The organism is Megasphaera hutchinsoni, from assembly GCF_001553405.1.
Classification (GTDB): domain Bacteria; phylum Bacillota; class Negativicutes; order Veillonellales; family Megasphaeraceae; genus Megasphaera; species Megasphaera hutchinsoni.
The window spans coordinates 76,715-87,201 of sequence record NZ_KQ960928.1; the positions used below are offsets into that span (position 1 = coordinate 76,715).

General features: G+C 39.4%; 12 protein-coding genes. 11 read left to right on the top strand and 1 reads right to left on the bottom strand.

The window, feature by feature from the left end; all coding sequences use genetic code 11:
- Nucleotides 1–7: 7 nt before the first annotated feature.
- Both HMPREF3182_RS07375 and HMPREF3182_RS07515 read left to right on the top strand, forming a co-directional pair.
- A complete protein-coding gene (locus HMPREF3182_RS07375; protein ID WP_072270817.1) occupies nucleotides 8–256 on the top strand; it encodes a methyltransferase domain-containing protein in 249 nt (82 codons plus the stop codon).
- A complete protein-coding gene (locus HMPREF3182_RS07515; protein ID WP_062485071.1) occupies nucleotides 180–404 on the top strand; it encodes a hypothetical protein in 225 nt (74 codons plus the stop codon). The genes HMPREF3182_RS07375 and HMPREF3182_RS07515 overlap by 77 nt, the downstream gene beginning before the upstream one ends.
- A 514-nt stretch (nucleotides 405–918) precedes the next feature.
- On the opposite strand, the gene HMPREF3182_RS01360 is transcribed toward HMPREF3182_RS07515, so the two are convergent.
- The gene (locus HMPREF3182_RS01360) at nucleotides 919–1,737 is read right to left on the bottom strand and encodes a sulfite exporter TauE/SafE family protein (RefSeq protein ID WP_062485073.1); all 819 of its coding nucleotides are present in this window, start codon (nucleotides 1,735–1,737) and stop codon (nucleotides 919–921) included.
- Between the two features lie 472 nt (nucleotides 1,738–2,209).
- On the opposite strand from HMPREF3182_RS01360, the gene HMPREF3182_RS01365 reads away from it, so the two are divergent.
- From HMPREF3182_RS01365 to HMPREF3182_RS07725, 9 genes are all read left to right on the top strand, one after another.
- Complete coding sequence (locus HMPREF3182_RS01365) at nucleotides 2,210–2,740, top strand: hypothetical protein (protein ID WP_235808617.1); 531 nt, start codon at nucleotides 2,210–2,212, stop codon at nucleotides 2,738–2,740.
- A gap of 483 nt (nucleotides 2,741–3,223) precedes the next feature.
- Nucleotides 3,224–4,069, top strand: a complete 846-nt coding sequence (locus tag HMPREF3182_RS01370; protein WP_062485075.1) for a phosphate ABC transporter substrate-binding protein — start codon at nucleotides 3,224–3,226, stop codon at nucleotides 4,067–4,069.
- Nucleotides 4,070–4,133: 64 nt separating this feature from the next.
- Entirely contained in the window at nucleotides 4,134–5,000 is an 867-nt protein-coding gene (pstC, locus tag HMPREF3182_RS01375) for a phosphate ABC transporter permease subunit PstC (protein WP_007392070.1), read from the top strand.
- A gap of 51 nt (nucleotides 5,001–5,051) precedes the next feature.
- The gene (pstA, locus tag HMPREF3182_RS01380) at nucleotides 5,052–5,864 is read left to right on the top strand and encodes a phosphate ABC transporter permease PstA (RefSeq protein WP_235808618.1); all 813 of its coding nucleotides are present in this window, start codon (nucleotides 5,052–5,054) and stop codon (nucleotides 5,862–5,864) included.
- Nucleotides 5,865–6,641 carry a phosphate ABC transporter ATP-binding protein PstB gene (pstB, locus tag HMPREF3182_RS01385; protein ID WP_062485077.1) on the top strand — a complete coding sequence of 259 codons (777 nt, stop codon included), beginning with the start codon at nucleotides 5,865–5,867 and terminating at the stop codon, nucleotides 6,639–6,641.
- Complete coding sequence (gene phoU / locus HMPREF3182_RS01390; RefSeq protein WP_062485079.1) at nucleotides 6,641–7,312, top strand: phosphate signaling complex protein PhoU; 672 nt, start codon at nucleotides 6,641–6,643, stop codon at nucleotides 7,310–7,312. The genes pstB and phoU overlap by 1 nt, the downstream gene beginning before the upstream one ends.
- Nucleotides 7,287–7,967, top strand: coding sequence for a response regulator transcription factor (locus tag HMPREF3182_RS01395; RefSeq protein WP_007392056.1), 681 nt, complete (start codon nucleotides 7,287–7,289; stop codon nucleotides 7,965–7,967). The genes phoU and HMPREF3182_RS01395 overlap by 26 nt, the downstream gene beginning before the upstream one ends.
- Nucleotides 7,957–9,621 (top strand): sensor histidine kinase, encoded by a 1,665-nt coding sequence (locus tag HMPREF3182_RS01400; protein WP_062485081.1) that lies wholly within the window; start codon nucleotides 7,957–7,959, stop codon nucleotides 9,619–9,621. Before HMPREF3182_RS01395 ends, HMPREF3182_RS01400 begins: the two co-directional genes overlap by 11 nt.
- Nucleotides 9,622–9,990: 369 nt before the next feature.
- Nucleotides 9,991–10,404 carry a hypothetical protein gene (locus HMPREF3182_RS07725; RefSeq protein ID WP_235808619.1) on the top strand — a complete coding sequence of 138 codons (414 nt, stop codon included), beginning with the start codon at nucleotides 9,991–9,993 and terminating at the stop codon, nucleotides 10,402–10,404.
- The last annotated feature ends 83 nt before the right edge of the window (nucleotides 10,405–10,487 follow it).

Below are 10,487 nucleotides of genomic sequence, written 5' to 3' on the forward strand. Positions count from 1 at the left end.
CTTCCAAGTGAACCAAGAACAAGCAGAAAAACTTTATAACATAGCACTTTCCTATGCTGATTTAAAAGGAAACGAAACCGTCATAGACGCCCACTGCGGCACCGGTACCATTTCCCTCTATTTAGCACAAAAAGCAAAACACGTCATAGGCATAGAAATCATTCCGGCGGCTATCGAAAATGCAGAAAAAAAATCATGTAAAAAACGTAGAATTTCATGCCGCCTATGCTGCCGATTATCTATCACAAGCAGCTAAAAAAGGAAACTCGGCAGACATAATAGTTTTAGATTCCATTCGTGCCGGTTGCAGTGAAAAAGTCATTGACGTCATCAGCGAAATAAAACCAAAGAAAATCGTCTATATTTCCTGTAACGTCTCCACCTTGGCACGAGATATAGAATGACTCACACAAAAAGGCTATACCCTGCAAAAAGTACAGCCCGTAGATATGTTCCCCGAAACGATGTACGTTGAGAGTGTTGTTTTGATGTCAAAGGCTGATTAGGTGGGTGCAAATTTGCCCTTGTGTAGCAGGGGTTTGCAGGGGCGATCGTTAAAAGGTTTAGTGAGTGGCGGCTGTAAGATAGCTCGGCGTGGTTTTTGAGCGTGATTTTTCTGTATGAGGGAACATGTCTACGCTTTAGGGTTGAGTGCACAGGATGTTAACGTTAAAAAGTGCACCCACTTTGCACCCACCCTGTGAAGTGAGGATATCCAGTATAGTTTGCATAATTATTTATCACGCAAAAAACATGATAATAAAATTTATACAAGCAAAAAGAGATGTTACTCAAATGGCATAATTGTAAAAAGTTACTTTATAACATTCTCCTATATCGTGGGGCTTAAATCTAAGCCCCACTTTTTATATTCAAAACTATTTTTTCAAATAAATAAAAGTCAAAGACTTTACATATTTAACGCTTATTCTTAGCTAAAATACCTGTTTTTAATATCATTTGTAAGCATACACTGAACAAAAAAATACAAAACAATATATTGCATATAAAAGGTGAAATACTGCGCGCAATTATTGCGCCTAAGTTTACAGTAAATGTCGCAAAAATACCGATAATAATTCCTTCAGTAAAATGAGTATAATGGTAACGAGCATTAGCAATACTGCCACTTATAGCTGTAGGAAGCATGACAAGCAAAGCAGTTCCTCTTGCCATAAGGTCTCCCATGCCGAGCAAAAGTTGCACGCATGGCACTATAATTCCTCCGCCGCCAACGCCTAAAATACCTGAAAAAATACCAGAAACAACGCCTATAAATATAAGACATATAGCTTTTAAAAAACTAACATTAAAATCTACATTTCTTAACGGAATCCAAACTTGACTAGAACATATAACTAGTAATACAAAAAGTGTAAAACACCAAGGAAATATTTTTTTAGGCAAAATATGTAAAAAATATACCCCAATTTGTGATCCGAAAACTGAACCTATTATTAGAAAAAATGCTGATAAAAATGACACTTTTCCGTCTAAACCGTAAACAATGCTTCCACAAAGCGACGTTATAATTATGGCAACAAGAGAAGTAGCACTAGCATGACGCTGATTAAATTTCATAAAAACAGTTAATGCAGGAACTATCACCATTCCCCCACCTACACCGAACAATCCTGATAAAAAACCTGCTAATAGTCCAATGAAAACGATTAAAACAATATTATGGAAATTATATTTGATTTTAAAAATATTTCTCAACATATATCTTTTCTTCACAAATTACCTCCTCGTGCTTTATCCACTACTTTTACTATATTATATGACCCTCGACCATATAATTATAAAAGAAAATATTACAATTTTGCAATTACCGTATTTCTATTAAGCTTAACCTTGCCTTTTCTCTTTATATATTCTTCAATATCAAACACATTCTTCTTGTCATAATCTTCTAAGATGGGAGCGTAATGAAAATAGACGAGTAAATAACGGATATACAATATATAAAGGCTAGTCAATATAGATTTTTTCTTGTATAATTAACGCAAGAAAAGTTAGCATAAAAGTTTGACAAGCCATGAAAAAACAGACAGACAGACAGACAGTGTAGTTCTGTCTCTTTTCACGTAGAATTTTTTAATTGGCAGAAATATATACCTGATGGATAGGTATGTGTTCCTGCCTATTTTTATGCAATTTTTCAAAACAATAAAAAGAACATTATTAGATTAATAAGGAGGAAAATGAGATGCAGGATGTTTTGAATGATTATATTGATTTTTGCTCCGAAGAGCGACTCCTACCAAGCAAAGCTGCTATGAGAATGCAGCTTGCAGGAACAACATTTGATTTTAATGTGAAGTCAAATGTTTATTACGATAAAGTTGAGCGTGGATTTCGAACACATCAATATCTTGGACTCTATAAAAACAAAAGCGTCAGAGCGATTGGAAAAGTTTGTGCAATAATACGCGCAGTTGAGGAAAATGGTTTTATAAGATTCACTAATGAGATGGGAGAGTTAACAGCCGAGAGGAAGCAGATTATAGACAAGGCAATGAATGATGCAATTACATGTGGATATGATATCCGCCACTATGAGTATAGATATTTCTTCGTTGAAAAATTCTACGAGACAAATTTTCAGAAGGTATCATCTGGAGGTTGCATGGGGGCGCGGATTTTTGACTTAGAGGAAATTCTTGACTTTGATAACAATAAATCTGTACCAGACACATTTTGGATTGCAGAGGAACTAAAGAAGCATAGTTGGCGATAATAAAAAGATGTTGACATACATTCTCCGACATCACTCCTTTTGCCAGCTTCTATACTGTGACGAGTGTTAAGACCAAGTTTCTGATGTAGGGCTATCACTAGAGTAGTCTTGATACACGTGGAATGCGTAGCATTGATGTCAGAAGTTGCACCCTAGCAAGTAAAAAAATATGTAGTAAATAAAAGGCTTTTCAACGGGTTATCGTTAATGAGTACGATTGGCTGTTGGAAAGCCTTTATTTTTGTGATCGGAAATGGATAATAAAGATTTGAATTCTAGGAGGGCTTATCTTTTAATGATATTAGTGACAATATTCATAGAAAAACGGAGGTTCTAAAATGATGATGTAGGTTGAGATGCAGTTCATGATATACTTTACACCAACTTTACAAACCTTGTCTTTTGAACTTTACAAGCAGTCTGTAAACTTATTATTGTGAAAGGAAAAAAAAATCACGAATAAGAAAGGACGAGCTGTTGACTATGAAAATTAAAAAAATGTTGTCAATTGTTGCAGTAGGTGTGCTTTGCCTGGGGGTTTTAACGGCATGCGGAGGAAAGGCGAGTCAGAAAAATGCACTTCCCGATGAGAAGGCTAGCTCGGCTTCTGTTTCCTTGGACGGTTCGACATCCATGGAGAAAGTTATCGGCATTTTGGGAGAATCATTTCAAAAGGATACGGGGATTGCATTTACTTATAATCCTACCGGATCCGGTTCAGGGATCAAAGCAGTTTCAGAGGGACGATGTGATATCGGATTGGCTTCTCGGAATTTGAAGGACGAAGAGAAGGCATCCGGTCTTACGGAAACGGTAATCGCCCATGACGGGATCGCAATGATTGTAAATCCCGATAATCCGATACGGAATTTAAGCATTACAGATATTGTAGGGATTTATACAGGAAAAATTACCAACTGGTCGCAGGTAGGAGGTAAGGATGAAAAGATTGTTGTGATTGGTCGTGAAGCTGGTTCCGGTACCCGTGATGGATTTGAATCTATTACAAAGACTAAAAACGCCTGCAAGTATCGACAGGAACTTACTTCAACAGGCGATGTCATTACTACTGTTGCGCAGAATCCGAATGCTATAGGGTATGCATCTGCTGCATCTATTAAGAATTCTGTCAAAGCGCTGACGGTTGATGGGGTAGCAGTTAACGAGGAAAATATCCAAAACGGAAAATATACCATACAGCGTCCCTTTGCACTAGTAACAAAAAAAGCCGTGAAACTTTCAGATGCAGCAAAGAAATTCTTTGACTATGCAACATCCCGGACATCCAATGATCTGATTTCTAAAGCGGGTGTCGTTCCTGCAAATTAAGAATAGGAGATCAGGATGGAGACAGTACAGAATGTACTGTCTCCATTTGTCGAGGTGAACGTTGATGAAGAAAAAACAAATGATCGAAAATGTTATTCATGGACTGTTTTTTATGCTGGGCTTAATTACAGTTGGCGGTGTGCTTTTGATTACTGTTTATTTAGTCATATCGGGAATTCCGGCTATTCATAAGATCGGTCTTATACCATTCCTTTTCGGAACAGAATGGGCACCGACTAAGGCGAATCCTCAATATGGCATTCTGCCGTTTATCCTTACCAGTATTTATGGCACGGCAGGTGCGGTTCTGCTTGGGGTTCCGGTTGGATTTTTTACGGCTGTGTATCTGTCAAAAGTAGCAAATCCTAAAATCAAAGAACTCATACAGTCATTCATAAGTCTGCTTGCAGGAATTCCATCTGTTGTCTATGGTCTTGTGGGTATGTTAATTTTAGTAGCGGGAATTCAACGGTTATTTTATGTTTCGGACGGCGCAAGTTTGTTGGCGGCAATGCTGGTACTTGCTATTATGATCCTGCCTTCGGTAATTAAGATGTCCGTTACTGCATTGGATGCAGTACCAAAGGAATATGAAGACGCTTCTCTTGCGTTGGGAGCGACTCGGATAGAAACCTACTTCCGGGTGTCTGTTCCGGCAGCGAAAAGCGGCATAGCCGCTGCAATCGTACTTGGCATCGGTCGGGCAATCGGAGAGGCGATGGCAGTAATGATGGTAGCAGGCAATGCTGCCAATATGCCGAATTCCCTGTTTCAAAGCGTGCGTTTTCTGACCGGTGCAGTTGCCGGCGAAATGTCATATGCCGGCGGATTGCAGAGAGAAGCGCTGTTCTCTGTCGCCTTGGTTTTGTTCTTGTTCATCATGCTTTTGAATGCTACATTAAATTTCTTTTTGAAAAGGGGTACCAAATAGGAAATGAATACAGAATATCACAAAGTAAGACGAAAGCAATATGAGGTGTTCATGAAAGGACTGATGTATATTTGCACCGGTTTGACAGCAGCTATTTCATTATTCCTGTTGGTTTATGTTTTGATAAAAGGGGTACCGGGTATTAACTGGTCTTTTTTGTCTACAGCACCCAGTTATCTCAGTGACCGCATCGGTATTTTACCGGATATTCTGAATACCTTGTACATTATGATTGCGGCATTGCTGATTGTACTGCCGCTCGGAGTTGGGGCAGCCATCTATTTGACAGAATATGCGACGAATCAAAAAATAGTTTCTATTATGGAATACACGGCAGAAACACTGTCGGGTATCCCGTCAATTATTTATGGGTTGGTGGGTATGCTGATATTTGCAAATCATATGGGAACAAGTCTTTTGGCAGGAGCGTTGACGCTTGCAATCATGAATTTGCCGATTATTATGCGAAATACACAGGAGAGTTTAAAAAGTGTCCCTATTTCCTATCGGGAAGGAGCGTTCGGACTGGGTGCCGGAAAATGGCGTGTAGTACGCACCGTAGTTATTCCCGGATGTGTGGACGGGGTTATTACCGGCTGTATTTTATCCGTAGGAAGAATATTAGGAGAATCTGCTGCACTTCTTTTCACTGCAGGATTTGCCCATGCGTTGCATGGATTTGCAGACGGCCTTGCCTCTCCCGGAGCAACGCTTAGCGTCAGTTTATATGTTTATGCAAAGGAGGATGGAGAATTTGACATTGCGTTTGCGATTGCCGCAATACTTATGCTTTTAGTATTGATGATAAATTTTGCGGCTGAAATGACACAGAAATATTATGCCAAGAGGAGAAATGAACGATAAATGAAGAAAGGAAATAAACCTATGGGTTCACTCATTACTGTTAAAAATTTGTGTCTCTGGTATGGAGAACATCAGGCTTTGAAAAAGATTAATATTGAAATCCCGGAAAAGAGTATTACGGCACTGATTGGTCCGTCAGGGTGTGGAAAGTCTACTTTTTTAAAGACATTAAATCGCATGAATGATCTGATTCCGTCCGTAAAAATTATCGGAGAGATTTATTATAGGGAAGAAAATATTTTTGCACATCATGTTGATGTCAATGAATTGCGTAAACAAATAGGAATGGTATTTCAAAAACCGAATCCGTTTCCCATGAGTATTTATGATAATGTTGCCTACGGTCCGCGAACTCACGGAATCACCAAACGAGAACGTTTGGATGAGGTTGTTGAAAAAGCACTTCGAGGTGCTGCCATTTGGGATGAAGTGAAAGATCGTCTGAAGAAAAATGCATTGGGGTTGTCAGGCGGTCAGCAACAAAGGCTTTGTATTGCCAGAGCGTTGGCAGTAGAGCCGGATGTCCTTTTGATGGATGAGCCGACAAGTGCACTGGATCCGATTTCAACTTCTAAGATTGAGGAATTGGTTATGGAATTGAAAAAAGATTATACTATCGTTATGGTAACGCATAATATGCAGCAGGCAGTCAGGATCTCGGATTATACAGCGTTTTTCCTGCTTGGTGAACTGGTGGAATTTGGGGCAACGGACAATATCTTTGACCGGCCACAGGATAAAAGAACGGAAGATTATATTACGGGAAGGTTTGGATAATGAGAAATCAATTTGACAAGCAAATGGATGAGCTGAACTTACAGCTGATTCGAATGGGTGCGATATGTGAAGAAACCATCGCCGGGGTAACGAAATCCTTGTTTGAAGGAAATGTAATGTTGGCAAGAGAGCAGAAAGAGAATGCCGGAGAAATTGATCGATTGGAAAGAGATATTGAACAGCTCTGTATGAAGTTACTCTTGCATCAGCAGCCGGTAGCCGGTGATTTGCGTCAAATTTCTGCTGCACTTAGAATGATTACCGATATGGAGCGAATAGGGGATCAGGCGGAGGACATTGCAGAACTTGTCATTTTACTGAATGGCAGTCAGATAAAGGGGGCGGAACTTATCGATGATATGGCTCCGGCAGTTGTAAAAATGGTAACGGACAGTGTGGAGGCATTCGTTCGGAAGGATATAGCACTTGCAGAAAATGTGATTTTAGAATATGATATTATAAATAATTTTTTTGACCGAATGAAGAATGCCGTTGTAGAATTGATTATAAAACAATATGCAGATGCCGAATCGGCGCTGGATTTTTTGATGATTGCAAAGTATCTGGAGCGTATCGGAGATCATGCAGTCAATATTGCCGAATGGATTATTTATGCCATGACAGGAAAGCATAAGGAGAGAGAACATGATATGGTGTGTAGAAGACGATGAAAACATTCGGGAAATAGAGATATATACGTTAAATTCCACCGGGTTTGAGGCAATAGGATTTTCCGACGGATTGCAGTTTTGGAAGGCTATTCAAAAAGAAAAACCGGAATTGGTGATACTGGATGTGATGCTTCCGGGAATGGATGGCGTGGAACTTTTGGGTAAGATGAGGCATTCGGTGGAACTGGAAAATATTCCGGTCATTATGGCAACGGCAAGAGGTGCTGAACATGAAAAAATTCAGGCGCTGGATCTAGGAGCCGATGATTATATTGTAAAACCATTTGGTGTGATGGAATTGGTGTCACGTGTAAAAGCCGTATTACGCAGATGCCAGAAAGGACGGGTTTTTGAACTTTTGCAGGTAGGCAGTTTAATTCTGAATTTAGATGAGCGAACGCTTACGATAGAAGGGGAGCGTATTATGCTTACCTTTAAGGAATTTGAACTCTTACATTTATTTTTATCACATCCGGGCAGTGCTTTTACGAGAGAACAGCTTTACGATTTGGTTTGGAACATCGATTACATGGGAGACAGCCGCACGCTGGATATGCACATTAAAACCTTGAGACAGAAATTAGGTCGGTATGGAAAATGCATTGAAACGGTTCGTTATATCGGTTATCGATGGGAGACGGGATATGAGCAGTAAAATTTTCAAATCCATTCTTTTGATTGCTTTCAGTACATTATTAGGCACGCTTCTGATTATCACTGTCTGTATGTTTGACTATTTCGGAACGGTTCAAAAGAATCAGTTGGTAGGCGAATTGTCAATCGCCGCACGGGGAACGGAGGTTGCAGGAAAGGATTTTTTAAATCAACTTGATTTAAAAAATTATCGCATCACATGGGTTGCCAAAGATGGAACTGTGTTATTTGACAATGAAATCAATCCCGCCAACATGGAAAATCATGCCGATAGAGAAGAAATCAAAGAAGCATTTGAACATGGAGCGGGAAACAGTTCCCGCTATTCCAAAACGCTGACAAAAAAGACAGTGTATGAGGCAGTAAGGTTAACAGATGGCACTGTTTTACGAATTTCTGCCAGTCGCATTACAGTGCTTGTGCTTCTTCTTTCTATGATACAACCGATTCTTATCGTGAGTATTTTTGTTGTTATTCTGTCAGCGGTATTGGGAAAACGTATGGCAAAGCGCATTGTTGAACCTTTAAACCGATTGGATTTAGATAACCCCCTGGAAAATGATACCTATGAAGAACTATTCCCTCTATTACGCTGTATTCAAGGGCAGCAACGTGAGATACAACGAACACTTGCATGTTTGAAACAGAAGCGGGATGAATTTAATCAAATAACCGGTAATATGCGTGAAAGTTTGATTTTACTGGATAATGCCGGGGCAATTATTACGATCAATCTGTCAGCGAAAAAGCTGTTTCGTGTGACTGATACCTGCATTGGAAGAAACATCATTGAGGTTGATCGCCATCAAAATATTCGTGATTTCATGCAAAAATCTATGGAAAACGGGCATGCAGAGTTCAGGGAAAATCGAAACGGGCGAGAGTATCAGTTTGATTTGAGCAGAATCGTATCCGATGATGCGGTGGTTGGAACGGTTATTTTGGCGTTTGATATTACGGAACAGGCAGAGGCGGAGAGAGGTCGTCGGGAATTTACAGCCAATGTGTCCCATGAACTTAAGACACCGCTTCAGGGAATCATAGGATATACAGACTTAATGGAAAGTGGTCTTGCAAAAACGGAAGATATTCCGCGGTTTGTGGGATATATCAAAAAGGAAGCAAGCAGACTTGTTACGCTCATTGAGGATATTATCCGCTTATCGCAGTTGGATGAAGGGACAGATATGCCTGTTTCCGAGGTTTCGCTTGGTCATCTGGCTGATGAAGTATGTAAAACACTCTTTGATGCTGCAAAATCAAAAAATATTTCACTTTCATGGAGCGGCGCTGATGGAAATATGTACGGTGTAAAAAGACTCTTATATGAAATTGTATATAATCTCTGTGATAATGCCATTACGTATAATAGGAGTGGCGGTAGCGTGAAAATTACTGTTTCCGAGGATGATAAGCATGTCAGACTTGAAGTAGCAGATACGGGTATCGGTATTCCGGCAGAGCATCAAGAGCGTGTCTTTGAACGATTTTATCGTGTGGACAAAAGCCACTCCAAACAGTCCGGCGGTACCGGACTCGGACTTAGCATCGTAAAACATGCTGTGGCATATCACCATGGCAAAATATCGTTAGAGAGTGAACCCAATAAAGGTACGGTGATTACTGTAGCGTTTCCAAAAAAATCACTTGTCTGATTCGGCAAAATAGGGATAACACATCTATTCAGATATTTTGATAGAATGAATTTGCAAAACTCGAAGGAGAACTAAAAGATTTAACAAAAAAATTGAAACGGTATACTAGACAACAGTACCCGACACGCCTCTTAACAATGCGGACCAAGTCGGGTCTTTTTATTATTTTAAAGATACGTATGAGGGGGAGAGAGTTCATTATATTCCGCATTACAAGTAGCAAGCTTTGGTGCACTTTCAAACCCTAAGGCTCATAACAAAGAAGAATTGGACTTAATACAATGGATGCTGAAGCGTAACGGCGTGTATGGGTTGGCCGAAGTTTACGTGAGATGCAGAGAAAAAGGATATAAAAGAAGTTTTACCAGTATGTGTAGACAAATACGTAAAAAAGGATATAAGAAGCCGATAATCCGTCGAAAAAGTTATTCTAAATACGAGAGAATGGACGGTAAATATGCGGGCGATAAAGTTCCAATTGATATCAAATATGTTACGGATGAATGTATTTGCTTTCCCAGTTACGGGAACAGATATTATCAAATAACAGGAATAGATGAATACAGTAGGGAACGAGTGCTAAAAATAGTAAAAGAAAAGAGTACCTATGAAACGGGTAAATATCTAATGGAACTTGAGGAAAAAATGGGATTTCCCATTCGAATGATTCAGGTAGACAATGGCTATGAATTTGTAAAAATTTCAAAAATCCTAACCAAGTTGTATCGGAATACTTCTCCATGTGTAACATATGTGTTGACAACTAAGAAACTTAAGTTTTAGAGAAACAAATATTGGTTGACAGGGATGAAAGTAGGTGGTATACTAAATTAGTCGTCACAAGACGGATGACCTTTGAAAACTGA

Bases quoted from the DNA above. Each gene is read 5' to 3' on its own strand.
- pstC (WP_007392070.1), top strand. From the start codon at position 4,134: ATGAAGAAAAAACAAATGATCGAAAATGTTATTCATGGACTGTTTTTT.
- pstA (WP_235808618.1), top strand. From the start codon at position 5,052: ATGAAAGGACTGATGTATATTTGCACCGGTTTGACAGCAGCTATTTCA.
- HMPREF3182_RS07725 (WP_235808619.1), top strand. From the start codon at position 9,991: ATGTGTAGACAAATACGTAAAAAAGGATATAAGAAGCCGATAATCCGT.
- HMPREF3182_RS01395 (WP_007392056.1), top strand. From the start codon at position 7,287: ATGATATGGTGTGTAGAAGACGATGAAAACATTCGGGAAATAGAGATA.
- HMPREF3182_RS01370 (WP_062485075.1), top strand. From the start codon at position 3,224: ATGAAAATTAAAAAAATGTTGTCAATTGTTGCAGTAGGTGTGCTTTGC.
- phoU (WP_062485079.1), top strand. From the start codon at position 6,641: ATGAGAAATCAATTTGACAAGCAAATGGATGAGCTGAACTTACAGCTG.
- pstB (WP_062485077.1), top strand. From the start codon at position 5,865: ATGAAGAAAGGAAATAAACCTATGGGTTCACTCATTACTGTTAAAAAT.
- HMPREF3182_RS07515 (WP_062485071.1), top strand. From the start codon at position 180: ATGCAGAAAAAAAATCATGTAAAAAACGTAGAATTTCATGCCGCCTAT.
- HMPREF3182_RS01365 (WP_235808617.1), top strand. From the start codon at position 2,210: ATGCAGGATGTTTTGAATGATTATATTGATTTTTGCTCCGAAGAGCGA.
- HMPREF3182_RS01400 (WP_062485081.1), top strand. From the start codon at position 7,957: ATGAGCAGTAAAATTTTCAAATCCATTCTTTTGATTGCTTTCAGTACA.